This window comes from Streptomyces sp. NPDC058880 (genome assembly GCF_042742535.1).
Lineage (GTDB): Bacteria > Actinomycetota > Actinomycetes > Streptomycetales > Streptomycetaceae > Streptomyces.
On record NZ_JBHYMC010000011.1, the window covers coordinates 40,613 to 54,899 of the forward strand.

Below are 14,287 nucleotides of genomic sequence, written 5' to 3' on the forward strand. Positions count from 1 at the left end.
AGGGACGGGACACACCCGCCCCTCTCCAGGGTCCCTCCCCCGCTTCGGCCGGGAAGGGACCGGCGAACCGGATGCGCTCCTCGCGGAGCGCGCCGGATCAGGAGACGCCCAGCTCCTTGGCGTTGGCCTTCAGGTCCTCGATGCCACCGCACATGAAGAACGCCTGCTCGGGGAAGTGGTCGTACTCGCCGTCGCAGATCGAGTTGAACGCGGCGATCGACTCGTCGAGCGGAACGTCCGAACCGTCCACGCCGGTGAACTGCTTGGCGACGTGGGTGTTCTGCGACAGGAAGCGCTCGACGCGACGGGCACGGTGGACGACGAGCTTGTCCTCCTCGCCCAGCTCGTCGATACCGAGGATCGCGATGATGTCCTGGAGGTCCTTGTACTTCTGCAGGATCCCCTTGACGCGCATGGCGGCCGCGTAGTGGTCCGCCGCGATGTAGCGGGGGTCCAGGATGCGGGACGTGGAGTCCAGCGGGTCCACGGCCGGGTAGATGCCCTTCTCGGAGATCGGACGGGAGAGAACCGTCGTCGCGTCGAGGTGGGCGAAGGTGGTCGCCGGCGCCGGGTCGGTGAGGTCGTCGGCGGGGACGTAGATCGCCTGCATGGAGGTGATCGAGTGACCACGGGTCGAGGTGATGCGCTCCTGGAGGAGACCCATCTCGTCGGCCAGGTTCGGCTGGTAACCCACCGCGGAGGGCATGCGGCCGAGCAGGGTCGACACCTCGGAACCGGCCTGGGTGTACCGGAAGATGTTGTCGATGAAGAAGAGCACGTCCTGCTTCTGGACATCGCGGAAGTACTCCGCCATGGTCAGACCGGCCAGGGCGACGCGCAGACGGGTGCCCGGGGGCTCGTCCATCTGGCCGAAGACCAGCGCGGTCTTGTCCAGAACACCGGATTCCGACATCTCCTCGATGAGGTCGTTGCCCTCACGGGTACGCTCACCGACACCCGCGAACACCGACACACCGTCGTGGTTGTTGGCGACGCGGTAGATCATTTCCTGGATCAGAACGGTCTTGCCGACACCGGCACCACCGAACAGACCGATCTTTCCACCCTTGACGTACGGGGTGAGGAGGTCGATGACCTTGACACCGGTCTCGAACATCTCGGTCTTCGACTCGAGCTCGTCGAAGTTCGGCGCCTTGCGGTGGATCGCCCAGCGCTCGCCGACCTCGGCGTTCGCCTCCGGGTAGTTCAGCACCTCACCGAGGGTGTTGAACACCTTACCCTTGGTGAAGTCACCGACGGGGACGGTGATGCCCTCGCCCGTGTCGGTCACCGGAGCCTGGCGGACCAGACCGTCGGTGGGCTGCATGGAGATCGTGCGGACCAGGCCGTCACCCAGGTGCTGGGCGACTTCGAGGGTCAGCGTCTTGAGCGCGCCCTCCTCGGCCGGGTCGGCGACCTGGACCTTCAGCGCGTTGTAGATGTCGGGCATCGCGTCGACGGGGAACTCCACGTCGACGACCGGGCCGATGACCCGGGCGATGCGGCCCGTGGCAGCGGCCGTCTCAACAGAGGTCGTCATTACTTGTCACTCCCCGCGGTCGCGTCGGCCATGGCGCTCGCGCCACCGACGATCTCGCTGATTTCCTGGGTGATTTCGGCCTGGCGGGCCGCGTTGGCAAGCCGGGAGAGGCTCTTGATGAGCTCACCGGCGTTGTCGGTGGCCGACTTCATCGCACGGCGGCGGGCGGCGTGCTCGGAGGCAGCGGCCTGCAGCAGCGCGTTGTAGATACGGCTCTCGACGTAGCGCGGCAGAAGGGCGTCGAGGACGTCCTCCGCCGACGGCTCGAACTCGAACAGCGGAAGGATCTCGCCCTTCGCGCCGTCCTCCTCCGCAGCCTTCTCAAGGCTGAGCGGCAGCATCCGGCTGTCCACCGCGTTCTGCGTCATCATCGACACGAATTCCGTGAAGACGATGTGCAGCTCGTCGACGCCACCCTGGGCCGTGTCCAGCTGGATGGCCTCGATCAGCGGCGCCGCGACGCGCTTGGCGTCGGCGTAGTCCGGGCTGTCGGTGAAGCCGGTCCACGAGTCCGCGATCTTGCGCTCGCGGAACCCGTAGTAGGCGACACCCTTGCGGCCGACGATGTAGCTGTCGACTTCCTTGCCCTCGGCGCGCAGCCGCTCGGTGAGCCGGTCGGCCTGCTTGATGGCGTTCGAGGAGTAGCCGCCGGCCAGACCGCGGTCGCTCGTGATGAGCAGGACCGCGGCACGGGTCGGCGCCTCGACCTCGGTGGTCAGGGCGTGCTTGGAGTTCGAACCGGTGGCCACCGCGGTCACCGCGCGGGTGAGCTCGGTCGCGTACGGGGTCGACGCCGCCACCTTGCGCTGCGCCTTGACGATGCGCGAGGCGGCGATCATCTCCATCGCCTTGGTGATCTTCTTGGTCGCCGTGATGGCACGGATGCGACGCTTGTAGACCCGGAGCTGCGCTCCCATGAGTCAGGTCCCTTCCGTCGTCACTTGGAGACGTTGACGGCCGGCGCGTCCTCGCCCAGAAGCTTGCCGTCCGAGGTCTCGAACTGCCGCTTGAAGCCGGCGATGGCGTCCGCGATGGAGGACAGGGTGTCGTCCGACATCTTGCCGCCGTCGGCGATGGAGGTCAGGAGGTCCTTGCGCTCGCGGCGCAGGTGCTCCAGCAGCTCCGACTCGAAGCGGCGGATGTCGGCGACCGGGACGTCGTCCATCTTGCCGGTGGTGCCGGCCCAGACGGAGACGACCTGCTCCTCGACGGGCATGGGCTGGTACTGGCCCTGCTTCAGCAGCTCGACCATGCGCTTGCCGCGCTCCAGCGAGGACTTCGACGCGGCGTCCAGGTCGGAACCGAAGGCGGCGAACGCTTCCAGCTCGCGGTACTGGGCCAGGTCGACGCGGAGACGACCCGAAACCTGCTTCATGGCCTTGTGCTGGGCGGAGCCACCGACGCGGGAGACCGAGATACCGACGTTCAGCGCCGGGCGCTGGCCCGCGTTGAACAGGTCGGACTCCAGGAAGCACTGGCCGTCGGTGATGGAGATGACGTTGGTCGGGATGAACGCCGACACGTCGTTCGCCTTGGTCTCGACGATCGGCAGACCGGTCATCGAACCGGCGCCCATCTCGTCGGACAGCTTCGCGCAGCGCTCCAGCAGACGGGAGTGCAGGTAGAAGACGTCACCCGGGTAGGCCTCGCGGCCCGGCGGGCGGCGCAGCAGCAGCGACACGGCGCGGTAGGCGTCGGCCTGCTTCGACAGGTCGTCGAAGATGATCAGGACGTGCTTGCCGGCGTACATCCAGTGCTGGCCGATGGCGGAACCGGTGTACGGCGCCAGGTACTTGAAGCCGGCCGGGTCGGACGCCGGGGCGGCGACGATCGTCGTGTACTCGAGCGCGCCGGCCTCTTCCAGGGCGCCGCGAACGGACGCGATGGTCGAGCCCTTCTGGCCGATGGCGACGTAGATGCAGCGGACCTGCTTGTTCACGTCGCCCGAGCGCCAGTTGTCGCGCTGGTTGATGATCGTGTCGACGGCCAGAGCGGTCTTGCCGGTCTGACGGTCACCAATGATCAGCTGACGCTGGCCACGGCCGATCGGCACCATCGCGTCGACGGCCTTGTAGCCGGTCTGCATGGGCTCGTGCACCGACTTACGGACCATGACGCCCGGGGCCTGCAGCTCGAGGGCGCGGCGGCCTTCGGTCGCGATCTCGCCGAGGCCGTCGATCGGGTTGCCGAGCGGGTCGACAACGCGGCCGAGGTAGCCCTCGCCGACGCCTACGGACAGAACCTCACCGGTGCGCTGCACCGGCTGGCCCTCCTCGATGCCGCTGAACTCGCCGAGGACGATCGCACCGATCTCGCGCTCCTCGAGGTTGAGGGCGAGACCGAGGGTGCCGTCCTCGAACTTCAGCAGCTCGTTCGCCATGGCGGAGGGCAGGCCCTCCACCTTCGCGATGCCGTCGCCGGCAACGCTGACCGTTCCGACCTCCTCGCGCGAGGCCGCGTCCGGCTGGTACGACTGGACAAAGGTCTCCAGTGCGTCCCGGATCTCCTCCGGCCGGATCGTGAGCTCCGCCATCTGGGTTCCCTGCTCTCCTTGTTGGGCCTGAAGCTTCTTAGGGGTCTGGGGGTGACCCCCAGGAATCTTCTGCAAGTTCTGCACGGCCCAACCGGGCCGCTAGGAATGCTTTGTACTTGTGGTGGCTGGTCAGCCGGCCATGCGGCGGGACGCCTCTGCGAGGCGGTCCGCGATGGTGCCGTCGATGACCTCGTCGCCGACGCGCACCGAGATCCCGCCGAGGACCTCGGGGTCCACGTCGAGGTTCAGGTGCATCTGGCGGCCGTACAGCTTGGCCAGCACCGCGCCGAGGCGCTGCTTCTGCACGTCGCTGAGCGGAACCGCGCTGGTCACGGTGGCGACCATGCGGTCACGGCGCTCGGCGGCGAGCTTGGAAAGGGACTCCAGTCCCGCTTCCAGGCTACGTCCACGCGGGTGCGTGACAAGACGGATCACCAGGCGCTCGGTGACGGCGTTCACCTTGCCGCCGAGCAGGCTGCGCAGCAGCTCGCTCTTGGCGGAGGCGGTCGCCGCACGGTCGGTCAGCGCGGCACGCAGCTCGGTGTTCGAGGACACGATCCGGCCGAAGCGGAAGATCTCGTCCTCGACGTTGTCGAGCGCGCCGGCCTGCTGGGCCGCCGTGAGGTCGGCGGTGGCCGCCAGCTCCTCCAGCGAGTCCACCAGGTCGCGGGACTGCGACCAGCGGGACCGGGCCATGCCGGACACCAGGTCGAGGGTCTCCCCGCCGACCTGACCGCCGAGCAGCCGAGCGACCAGCTCGGCCTTGGCCTCACCGGCCTGCGCCGGGTCCGTGATGACCCGACGCAGCGAGACCTCACGGTCGAGCAGCGCGGTGACAGCGGCCAGCTCACCGGCGAGCTTCGCCGCGTCGACGGACGTGTTGTCCGTCAGCGCGTCGAGACGCTCACGCGCGGAGGCCAGCGCCTCGCGGCTCGCTCCGTTCATCGGGCAGCCTCGGCCTTCTCCTCAAGCTCGCTGAGGAAACGGTCGATGGTGCGGCTCTGCCGGGCGTGGTCCTCCAGGGACTCGCCGACGAGCTTTCCGGCCAGGTCGGTGGCCAGCTTGCCCACGTCCTGACGCAGCGCCTGGGAGGCGGCCTTGCGGTCTGCCGCGATCTGGGCGTGGCCGGCAGCGATGATCTCCTCACGCTGCCGCTGGCCCTCTGCGCGCAGCTCTTCCTTCAGCGCAGTGCCCTGCTCCAGCGCTTCCTGGCGCAGGCGCGCGGCCTCGTGCCGGGCCTCGGCGAGCTGGGCCTTGTACTGCTCCAGGACGCTCTGGGCCTCGGTCTGAGCGGCTTCCGCCTTCTCGATACCGCCCTCGATGGACTCACGGCGCTCTTCCAGAACCTTGTTGATGTTCGGGAGGAGCTTCTTCGCGAGGAAACCGAAGACGATGACGAAGGCGATCAGACCGATGACGAGCTCGGGGATCGGCGGGATGAGGGGGTTTTCCCCGCCCTCAGCCGCGAGAACCATGAGGTTCACTTCAGTGCCTTTCGTCTAGTGGGTGGTCGTGAATCCGAAGATCACGGGCCGTAGACGAACGGCATGACCAGACCGATGAGGGCGAGCGCCTCACAGAAGGCGAAGCCGAGGATCTGGTTGGCGCGGATCAGGCCGGCCGCCTCGGGCTGGCGAGCAAGAGCCTGGGTGCCGTTACCGAAGATGATGCCGACGCCGACGCCGGGGCCGATGGCCGCGAGACCGTAACCGATGGAGCCGAGGGAGCCGGTGACGGCAGCAAGGGTCTGGGACATGCCAGTTCTTCCTTCTCTTTCACGGACCGGTGGGGGTTGGCCACCGGACGAATACGGGGGTCTGAGGGGAGCTAGCCCGACTCAGTGGTGTTCGGCCAGCGCGCCCTGGATGAAGCTGCAGGCCAGGAGGACGAAGACGTACGCCTGGACGGCCTGGATGAAGAGCTCGAAGGCCGTCATCACCAGCACCATGACGAACGAGACGCCGGCGTAGGCGATGCCGATGCCGTTCAGCAGGTACCAGCTGGCGATCGTGAAGAGCAGCAGCAGGGTGTGACCGGCGAACATGTTCGCGAACAGTCGGACCGCGTGGGTGAAGGGACGGACCAGGACGTTCGAGAAGAACTCGATGACCATGACCATCGGGAGGACCGGGCCGAGCGACTTGTCGTAGCCGGTCAGGTTCTTGAAGCCCCCGACGAAGCCGTGACGCTTGAAGGTCACGCTCATCCAGATCACGTACACGATGGCCGCGAGGGCCACGGGGTACGCGATGATCGAGGTCACCGGGAACTGAGCGAGCGGAATGATGGACCAGAGGTTCATCATCCAGACGAAGAAGAAGATCGAGACCATCAGGGGGACGTACTTCTCGCCCTCCTTCTTGCCCAGCGTCTCGTAGACGATGCCGCGGCGCACGAAGTCGTAACCGGCCTCGGCGACCATCTGGAGCTTGCCCGGGACGACCTTCGGCTTCCGGAACGCGGCCCAGAAGAACCCGACGATGATGATCGAGCCCAGCAGGGCGAGAAGCATCGTCTTGTTGAAGTACAGGCTGCTGTCCGCGTCACCGAAGATCGGCTCGAACAGGAACGAGTGCAGGCCGGGAGCCGGGAAGCCACAACCGTCGAAGATGTGGCAATCGGTCTCGAAGGCGAGCACCGTCGTCGGGTCAGCACTCACCGCGGGCTCCTTCAGCGTGGCGCATAGGTACGGCAACCTCGTTGTGTCGGCGCGGCGCACAGCCGCTGTTCGGCACTGGACTGGTGTTACGGATGATGGGGCGGCGATCAGGCATCGAGCCTCGCGATGGGACAGGCGTCAGCTCAGATGCCCGCGCCCGCAATGCCGCAGTTGGCACCGGACGATAGCAGGATCTCGAACGCTCACTTATCCCGGCCCTACCCTTCACGACTTCGGTCCCGGGTTTTCGGGCTTGTCGCCCTTCACCGAGTCCGGTTCGACGTAAAGGATCTTGGCCTTCATGTGAGCACGCGTCTGCGCGGCGATCCACACCAGGGTGGTGGCGACGAGCGTGATGGCGAAGGCCTTGGGGTTGAACAGTGTGGTGTTCTTGAACGCTGCGACGAAGACGAAAAGCAGCAGGATCTGGGCCGTGTAGAGCATGAGCCCCATGGCCTGGAAGAGGTGCGGAAGCGATTTCGCCGTGCGCTGCAGGACGACGAACCCGATGCCCATGAACAGGATCACGACCAGCGTCGCGACGACCGCTCCGACCACGCCCTTGCCGCCGACGACAAGCCCACTGATCAACGCGGCGAGTACGCCGGCGACGGCCGTGGGCACGGCGGCTTGCAGAAGGGATCGGACGTCATCTGACCGCATGGCGGTTTGCTCCGCGTGGTGGTGGGGGCACTGGACTCGTACGGGACGAGCGTAAGCCCGGTCCGAGAGAGAACCTCGGGCCAAGGGACCGTCGCACTACGGTCCTTCGGCTCTGTCGCCGGGTTTAGTGAACGGTATCACAAACTATTTGATGAGAGCTTTACCTGCCCGGTGTGCCGACTGTCACACATGAGAGTGACCCTGCGCGTGTGTGCGCGACAGGGGGGCTGGTTGTCTGCTAATGGACTTTCATGTCGGACATGTGAAGCAGGGGTCAGCGAGCGGATTCAGCCTTACGCCGCTCGGGGAAGCGCGAACGGGGGCCCACCGCGGTCGCGCCGTTGACGCCCGAGACGCCTGCGGCGATCGGCCCGGCGGGCTTCTGCTCGGCTCCCGACGCGTCCTGCAGGGCGGCCTCCGCCGCCGCCTCGGCCGCGCGCGCGGAGTGCCGGTAGCGGGGCGGGACCAGACGTTCGGCCCAGGCCGGCGTACGGGGCGTGAAGCGCGGCAGGAGCAGGAGGAAGAGCCCCACCGCGCTGAGCACGGCGATCACGAGCACGATCCACATCGCGGTGGAGTGCACGGAGTAGGCCACGGTGCCGAAGGCGATCAGGCCCGACCAGAAGTACATGATCAGGACGGCGCGGCTGTGCGAGTGGCCGAGTTCCAGCAGTCGGTGGTGCAGGTGCCCGCGGTCGGCCGCGAACGGCGACTGGCCGTTCCACGTACGCCGCACGATGGCCAGGATCAGGTCCGCCATCGGGATCGCAATGACCGTCAGGGGCAGGATCAGCGGGATGTAGGCGGGCAGCATCGCATGCGTCGCGTTGCGCTCACCACCGGCGAACAGGGCCAGCGCGTCCGGGTCCACCTGCCCCGTCAGGGAGATCGCCGCGGCGGCCAGGACCAGACCGATGAGCATCGACCCGGAGTCGCCCATGAAGATCCGCGCGGGGTGCATGTTGTGCGGCAGGAAGCCCAGGCACATGCCCATCAGGATGGCGGCGAAGAGAGTCGCGGGGGCCGCGGACTCGATCCCGTAGCCGAACCAGATCCGGTAGGCGTACAGGAAGAGAGCGGCCGCCGCGATGCAGACCATGCCGGCGGCGAGGCCGTCGAGGCCGTCCACAAAGTTCACCGCGTTGATGGTGATCACGACGAGCGCCACGGTGAGCAGGTTGCCCTGCCACTGGGTGAGCGGGACCGTGCCGATGAAGGGGACCGGGATCCACAGGATCGTCAGTCCCTGCATGACCATCACACCGGCGGAAATCATCTGCGCGCCGAGCTTGATCAGGGCGTCGATCTCGAACTTGTCGTCCAGTACGCCGATCAGCCAGATCAGGGCGGCACCGGAGAGCAGGGCGCGCGGCTCGTTCGACTTCTCGAAGACCGCGTTGAGGTTCTGCAGGTGATCGGCGACCAGCAGGCCGGCGCACAGGCCGCCGAACATCGCGATCCCGCCGAGGCGCGGCGTCGGCTCTCGGTGCACGTCGCGGGCGCGGATCTCCGGCATGGCCCCGGCCGCGATCGCGAACTTCCGCACGGGCCCGGTCAGCAGGTAGGTCACCGCGACCGTGACGCAAAGCGTCAGCAGATATTCACGCACTGGCTGCCCCAGAAGTATCGCCGGCCATCTCAGCCCCACACATTAGCTGCGATGCCCCCTCCACCGAGGACGCGAGGGGTCCGTATACCGGTTCCACTACACCCCCCTTGCCCCGTTTACTCCCCGTAAGGGGGAAATCCTGCTGTGAGCTCGCCGACCTCCGTACGTGTCTGCGCGGCTTCCCCGCGCAGCGCGGTCGCGAACAGCTCCGCGATCCGGAGCATCTCCGGCTCCCCCATCCCCTGGGTGGTCGCGGCGGCCGTCCCCATCCGGACCCCCCGCTGGTCTCCGTAGGGCAGCACGCACGTGTCCAGCACGATCCCGGCGGCGGCCAGCCTGCCGCGGGCGGTCGGGCCGTCCACGCCCAGCGGCGCCGGGTCGGCGGTGATCATGTGCGTGTCGGTGCCGCCGGTGGTGATCATGAACCCGCGTTCCTCCAGCGCCCCGGCCAGTACCCGGGCGTTGGCCACCACCCGGTGGGCGTAGGTGGCGAATTCCGGTCGGGCCGCTTCGCCGAAGGCCACCGCCTTGGCGGCGATGGTGTGCATCTGCGCCCCGCCCTGGGTGAACGGGAACACCGCCCGGTCGACGCGCTCGGCGAGCTCGGCGCCGCACAGCAGCATCCCGCCGCGCGGCCCGCGCAGCACCTTGTGCGTGGTCGCGCAGACGACGTCCGCGTACGGGACCGGACTCGGCGCGGCCCCGCCGGCCACCAGCCCCATGGGATGCCCGGCGTCGGCGATCAGATACGCCCCGACCTCGTCGGCGATTTCCCGGAAGGCCGAGTACTCGGGGTGGCGGGGATAGGAGATGGACCCGCACACGATGGCCCTGGGGCGGTGCGCACGGGCAAGGTCCTGCACCTGCCGGTAGTCGATCAGGCCGGTCCGGGGGTCCACGCCGTACCCGACGAAGCTGAACCAGTGGCCGGAGAAGTTGGCGGGCGAGCCGTGGGTGAGGTGCCCCCCGTACGGCAGCCCCATCGCCAGCACGGTGTCCCCCGGCCGCAGCAGCGCCGCGTAGGCGGCCAGGACGGCCGAGGAGCCGGAATGCGCCTGCACGTTCGCGTGCTCGGTCCCGAACAGCGCCTTGGCCCGCTCCACGGCGATCTGCTCGGCCATGTCGGCGTACTCGCACCCGCCGTGGTAGCGGGCGCCCGGGTAGCCCTCGGCGTACTTGTTGGCGAGCGGGGACCCCAGCGCCGCCAGGACGGCCGTCGAGGTGAAGTTCTCCGCCGCGCTCAGCTGCAGCGTGCCAGCCTGCCTGCGGCCCTCCCCGGCGAGTACGTCGGCCATCTGCGGGTCCTGCCGGCGCAGCAGGTCCGTGGGCTGGGTGATGACGCTCATGGCGCGACTCCAGGGGGATACCGGGTACCAGCCACTGTAGGCCCGGCCCGCCCGTCACGCCTCGCGGCGCAACCGCCCCGCCGCGCGGTGCGCCCCGCCGGGGTCAGCGACGCGCCGCCACACCCGTCAGGGCCGTCACCACGGGGTCCAGCGCCTGGTTGATCTCGTCGCCGATGGAGCGGAAGAAGGTGATCGGCGCACCGTACGGGTCGTACACCTCGTCCGCGTCGGGCGACGGTGCCAGCAGCCACCCGCGCAGCGCCGCGGCGGCCCGTACGAGGGCCCGCGCCCGCTCCGCCATGCCATCGTCCACCGGCGGCAGCGTGGCCGGGTCTATGGCCCTGACCAGCCGGGTGAACTCCTTCAGCGTGAAGGTGCGCAGCCCCGCCGAATGCCCCATCGAGATGACCTGCGCGCGGTGGTCCCGCGTGGCGGTCAGCACCAGGTCGGCACGTATGACGTGCTCGTCCAGCAGCTCGCGGCCGGTGAACCCCGAGGTGTCGGCCCCGAAGTCCTCCAGTACGGCGGCCGCGTTGGCCTCCATCGGAGCGCCCTCGTGGCCCCAGGTGCCAGCGCTCTCCACGATGAGGTCGCCGCCGACCGGACCGCCGAGGCGGTGCGAGAGGGCGTGCCGGGTGAGCCGCTCGGTGATCGGAGAGCGGCACACGTTGCCCGTGCTGACGTGGAGTATGCGGAAAGTGCTTCCCCCTGCTATGCCACGCCCCTCAGGGCTCACGGGGCGACCTCGAGGTCGGGTACGACCTCCCGCAGCTGGCCGGCGCTCAGCGCTCCCTCCCGCAGCAGCACGGGCACCTTCCCCGTGACGTCGACGATCGACGACGGCTCGATGCCGGGCGTCGGGCCCCCGTCGAGGTAGACCGACACCGATTCCCCGAGCATCTCCCGCGCCGCGTCGCAGTCCTCGGGCGCCGGATGCCCGGAGAGGTTGGCCGAGGACACCGCCATCGGGCCGACCTCCGTCAGCAGCTCGATGGCGACGGGGTGCAGGGGCATCCGCACGGCCACGGTCCCCTGGGTTTCGCCGAGGTCCCACGCCAGCGAGGGCTGGTGCTTGGCGACCAGCGTCAGCGCGCCGGGCCAGAAGGCGTCGACGAGCTCCCAGGCCTGCTCGGAGAAGTCCGTGACGAGGCCGTGCAGGGTGTTCGGGGAACCGATGAGCACCGGGGTGGGCATGCCGCGGCCACGGCCCTTGGCGGCGAGGAGGTCGTGCACGGCCTCCGGGCTGAAGGCGTCTGCGCCGATTCCGTACAGGGTGTCGGTGGGCAGCACGACGAGCTCGCCGCGGCGCACGGCGGATGCGGCTTCGCGCAGGCCCGTCTTGCGGTCCGTTGCGTCGTTGCAGTCGTATCGCCGGGCCATCAGCGGGCCTCCTCGTGCAGCAGGGGGGTGGCGGGGGTCGTCGCGCCGGTCACGGCAGTGCCTTGCGGGCCGTGGCGAAGCGCGGGCGGTTGTTGAGGTCGGGGTGGTCGGCCGCGTCGGCCCAGCCCCGCTCCTCGGCGAAGATCCACGGGACCTGCCCGCCCTGCGTGTCGGCGTGCTCGACGACGACGATGCCGCCCGGCCTGAGGAGCCGGTGGGCGGTGCGTTCGAGGCCCCGGATGGTGTCCAGGCCGTCCTCGCCGGAGAAGAGCGCCATCTCCGGGTCGTGGTCACGGGCCTCGGGCGCCACGTACTCCCACTCGGTGAGCGGGATGTACGGCGGGTTGGAGATGACCAGGTCGACCTGGCCGTCGAGCTCGGGCAGGGCGCTCAGGGCGTCCCCCTGGTGGACGGTGACCCGGGAGCCCTCTGCGTTCTTGCGGGTCCACCGCAGGGCGTCCTCGGACAGCTCGACCGCGTGCACGCGCGAGCGAGGCACCTCCTGGGCCATGGCCAGAGCGATCGCCCCGGACCCGGTGCACAGGTCGACGATCAGCGGCTCGACGACGTCCATCGCCCGGACGGCCTGTATGGCCCAATCCACGACCGACTCGGTCTCGGGCCGGGGCACGAAGACACCGGGCCCGACCTGGAGCTCCAGGTACCGGAAGAAGGCGCGCCCGGTGATGTGCTGGAGCGGCTCGCGCGCCTCGCGGCGGGCGACGGCCTCCCAGTAGCGGGCGTCGAAGTCCGCGTCCTTGACGTGGTGCAGTTCCCCCCGCTTGACGCCGTGCACGAAGGCGGCGAGTTCCTCCGCGTCGAAGCGCGGTGAGGGTACGCCGGCGGCGGCCAGCCGCTGGGTGGCCTGGGCCACCTCGGCAAGCAGCAAGTTCACGCTGGTCCTCCGGGCTGCTGTCGTACGGGGGGGGGTGGAGCGGGCTTCGGTCAGCTCGCGGCGGCGAGCTTGGCCGCGGAGTCGGTGTCCACGCAGGCCTGGATGACCGCGTCGAGGTCTCCGTCGAGCACCTGGTCGAGGTTGTAGGCCTTGAAGCCGGTGCGGTGGTCCGAGATCCGGTTCTCCGGGAAGTTGTAGGTACGGATCTTCTCGGACCGGTCCACGGAGCGGACCTGGCTGCGGCGCACGTCGGAGGCCTCCTGCTCGGCGGCCTCCTGCGCGGCGGCCAGCAGGCGCGACCGCAGGATGCGCATGGCCTGCTCCTTGTTCTGGAGCTGGCTCTTCTCGTTCTGGCAGGAGGCGACCACACCGGTCGGGATGTGCGTGATGCGCACCGCCGAGTCGGTGGTGTTGACGGACTGGCCGCCGGGGCCGGAGGAGCGGTACACGTCGATGCGGAGGTCGTTCGCGTTGATCTCGACCTCGACCTCCTCGGCCTCCGGGGTGACGAGTACACCGGCGGCGGAGGTGTGGATGCGGCCCTGGGACTCGGTCGCCGGGACGCGCTGGACGCGGTGCACGCCGCCCTCGTACTTCAGACGGGCCCACACGCCCTGGCCCGGCTCGGTGGCGCCGTTGCCGCCCTTGGTGCGGACGGAGACCTGGACGTCCTTGTAGCCGCCGAGCTCGGACTCGGTGGCGTCGATGATCTCGGTCTTCCAGCCCACGCGCTCGGCGTAGCGCAGGTACATGCGCAGCAGGTCGCCGGCGAACAGGGCCGACTCGTCGCCACCCGCGCCCGCCTTGACCTCCAGGAGCACGTCCTTGTCGTCGCTGGGGTCGCGCGGGACGAGCAGCAGGCGGAGCTTCTCGGTGAGCTCCTCGCGCTGCTGGGTCAGCTCCTTGACCTCGGCCGCGAAGTCCGGGTCGTCGGCCGCGAGCTCCTTCGCCGTCTCGATGTCCTCGCCCGTCTGCTTCCAGGCACGGAAGGTGGCGATGATCGGGGTCAGCTCCGCGTAGCGCTTGTTCAGCTTGCGCGCATTGGCCTGATCGGAGTGGACCGAAGGGTCGGCGAGCTGCTTCTCGAGGTCGGCGTGTTCGCCGACCAGTTCCTCGACCGCCTCGAACATCGGGGGACTCCTGTGGTGAAAGTGCGGGGGGACTGCACGGGGTGACGGGCTTGAACGACGACAAAGGCGCCGGTCCGGCCGCCCCCGAGTGGACAGGGGGCGGCCGGAGACCGGCGCCTGGGTCGCGCTACTTCTTGGCCGCGCCCTTGCCGAAGCGCGCCTCGAAGCGGGCCACACGGCCACCGGTGTCGAGGATCTTCTGCTTGCCCGTGTAGAACGGGTGGCACTCGGAGCAGACCTCGGCACGGATGGTGCCCTCGGTCAGGGTGCTACGGGTCGTGAACGACGCGCCGCAGGTGCAGCTGACCGCGGTCTCGACGTACTCGGGGTGAACATCGCGCTTCAAGGTGTCTCCTAGATTCGGGAGGGCGCCGGGTCGCAGGAGCCGAATTGCGCACTGCGTGAACCGGGGCCGACAGACCAGTCTGCCAGGACCGGGCCGCCTGTCAAAATTCTGAGGACACCACCCTCAACGGGAGGGGGGCCGGGTCTATTCCGGGCTCCGTTCCGGGGCCTGCCGCGGGGTCCTGCC

15 protein-coding genes are annotated in these 14,287 nt (G+C 68.9%); all 15 read right to left on the bottom strand.

Annotation, left to right across the window (positions count from 1 at the left end):
• Window positions 1-97: 97 nt before the first annotated feature.
• The 15 genes from atpD to rpmE all read right to left on the bottom strand — a co-directional run bounded on the left by atpD (window position 98) and on the right by rpmE (window position 14,101).
• Window positions 98-1,540 (bottom strand): F0F1 ATP synthase subunit beta, encoded by a 1,443-nt coding sequence (gene atpD, locus ACFW2G_RS09180; RefSeq protein ID WP_384445500.1) that lies wholly within the window; start codon window positions 1,538-1,540, stop codon window positions 98-100.
• Window positions 1,540-2,457 (bottom strand): F0F1 ATP synthase subunit gamma, encoded by a 918-nt coding sequence (locus tag ACFW2G_RS09185; protein ID WP_037927931.1) that lies wholly within the window; start codon window positions 2,455-2,457, stop codon window positions 1,540-1,542. Before ACFW2G_RS09185 ends, atpD begins: the two co-directional genes overlap by 1 nt.
• A gap of 20 nt (window positions 2,458-2,477) precedes the next feature.
• On the bottom strand, window positions 2,478-4,073 hold the full coding sequence (gene atpA, locus ACFW2G_RS09190; RefSeq protein ID WP_037927930.1) for a F0F1 ATP synthase subunit alpha: 1,596 nt from the start codon (window positions 4,071-4,073) through the stop codon (window positions 2,478-2,480).
• 129 nt (window positions 4,074-4,202) lie between these two features.
• Window positions 4,203-5,018, bottom strand: a complete 816-nt coding sequence (locus tag ACFW2G_RS09195) for a F0F1 ATP synthase subunit delta (protein WP_037927927.1) — start codon at window positions 5,016-5,018, stop codon at window positions 4,203-4,205.
• On the bottom strand, window positions 5,015-5,548 hold the full coding sequence (locus ACFW2G_RS09200; RefSeq protein ID WP_384581104.1) for a F0F1 ATP synthase subunit B: 534 nt from the start codon (window positions 5,546-5,548) through the stop codon (window positions 5,015-5,017). The genes ACFW2G_RS09195 and ACFW2G_RS09200 overlap by 4 nt, the downstream gene beginning before the upstream one ends.
• 50 nt (window positions 5,549-5,598) lie before the next feature.
• The gene (atpE, locus tag ACFW2G_RS09205) at window positions 5,599-5,829 is read right to left on the bottom strand and encodes an ATP synthase F0 subunit C (protein ID WP_030768902.1); all 231 of its coding nucleotides are present in this window, start codon (window positions 5,827-5,829) and stop codon (window positions 5,599-5,601) included.
• Window positions 5,830-5,910: 81 nt separating this feature from the next.
• The gene (gene atpB / locus ACFW2G_RS09210) at window positions 5,911-6,747 is read right to left on the bottom strand and encodes a F0F1 ATP synthase subunit A (protein WP_384445608.1); all 837 of its coding nucleotides are present in this window, start codon (window positions 6,745-6,747) and stop codon (window positions 5,911-5,913) included.
• A gap of 210 nt (window positions 6,748-6,957) precedes the next feature.
• On the bottom strand, window positions 6,958-7,395 hold the full coding sequence (locus ACFW2G_RS09215) for a hypothetical protein (protein ID WP_384445496.1): 438 nt from the start codon (window positions 7,393-7,395) through the stop codon (window positions 6,958-6,960).
• A 274-nt stretch (window positions 7,396-7,669) separates the two neighbouring features.
• Window positions 7,670-9,016: an MraY family glycosyltransferase gene (locus ACFW2G_RS09220; RefSeq protein ID WP_063890651.1), complete on the bottom strand. Its 1,347-nt coding sequence runs from the start codon at window positions 9,014-9,016 to the stop codon at window positions 7,670-7,672.
• Between the two features lie 104 nt (window positions 9,017-9,120).
• On the bottom strand, window positions 9,121-10,350 hold the full coding sequence (glyA, locus tag ACFW2G_RS09225) for a serine hydroxymethyltransferase (protein ID WP_384445494.1): 1,230 nt from the start codon (window positions 10,348-10,350) through the stop codon (window positions 9,121-9,123).
• 103 nt (window positions 10,351-10,453) lie between these two features.
• Window positions 10,454-11,086 (bottom strand): protein-tyrosine-phosphatase, encoded by a 633-nt coding sequence (locus ACFW2G_RS09230; protein WP_384445492.1) that lies wholly within the window; start codon window positions 11,084-11,086, stop codon window positions 10,454-10,456.
• On the bottom strand, window positions 11,083-11,730 hold the full coding sequence (locus tag ACFW2G_RS09235; RefSeq protein WP_037927914.1) for an L-threonylcarbamoyladenylate synthase: 648 nt from the start codon (window positions 11,728-11,730) through the stop codon (window positions 11,083-11,085). Before ACFW2G_RS09235 ends, ACFW2G_RS09230 begins: the two co-directional genes overlap by 4 nt.
• 49 nt (window positions 11,731-11,779) lie before the next feature.
• On the bottom strand, window positions 11,780-12,625 hold the full coding sequence (gene prmC, locus ACFW2G_RS09240; protein ID WP_030853584.1) for a peptide chain release factor N(5)-glutamine methyltransferase: 846 nt from the start codon (window positions 12,623-12,625) through the stop codon (window positions 11,780-11,782).
• 50 nt (window positions 12,626-12,675) lie between these two features.
• A complete protein-coding gene (gene prfA, locus ACFW2G_RS09245; protein WP_384445489.1) occupies window positions 12,676-13,755 on the bottom strand; it encodes a peptide chain release factor 1 in 1,080 nt (359 codons plus the stop codon).
• A 127-nt stretch (window positions 13,756-13,882) separates the two neighbouring features.
• Window positions 13,883-14,101, bottom strand: coding sequence for a 50S ribosomal protein L31 (gene rpmE, locus ACFW2G_RS09250; protein ID WP_030008686.1), 219 nt, complete (start codon window positions 14,099-14,101; stop codon window positions 13,883-13,885).
• Window positions 14,102-14,287 lie beyond the last annotated feature (186 nt).

Bases quoted from the DNA above. Each gene is read 5' to 3' on its own strand.
- atpD (WP_384445500.1), bottom strand. From the start codon at position 1,540: ATGACGACCTCTGTTGAGACGGCCGCTGCCACGGGCCGCATCGCCCGG.
- ACFW2G_RS09185 (WP_037927931.1), bottom strand. From the start codon at position 2,457: ATGGGAGCGCAGCTCCGGGTCTACAAGCGTCGCATCCGTGCCATCACG.
- atpA (WP_037927930.1), bottom strand. From the start codon at position 4,073: ATGGCGGAGCTCACGATCCGGCCGGAGGAGATCCGGGACGCACTGGAG.
- ACFW2G_RS09195 (WP_037927927.1), bottom strand. From the start codon at position 5,018: ATGAACGGAGCGAGCCGCGAGGCGCTGGCCTCCGCGCGTGAGCGTCTC.
- ACFW2G_RS09200 (WP_384581104.1), bottom strand. From the start codon at position 5,548: ATGGTTCTCGCGGCTGAGGGCGGGGAAAACCCCCTCATCCCGCCGATC.
- atpE (WP_030768902.1), bottom strand. From the start codon at position 5,829: ATGTCCCAGACCCTTGCTGCCGTCACCGGCTCCCTCGGCTCCATCGGT.
- ACFW2G_RS09215 (WP_384445496.1), bottom strand. From the start codon at position 7,395: ATGCGGTCAGATGACGTCCGATCCCTTCTGCAAGCCGCCGTGCCCACG.
- glyA (WP_384445494.1), bottom strand. From the start codon at position 10,350: ATGAGCGTCATCACCCAGCCCACGGACCTGCTGCGCCGGCAGGACCCG.
- ACFW2G_RS09235 (WP_037927914.1), bottom strand. From the start codon at position 11,730: ATGGCCCGGCGATACGACTGCAACGACGCAACGGACCGCAAGACGGGC.
- prfA (WP_384445489.1), bottom strand. From the start codon at position 13,755: ATGTTCGAGGCGGTCGAGGAACTGGTCGGCGAACACGCCGACCTCGAG.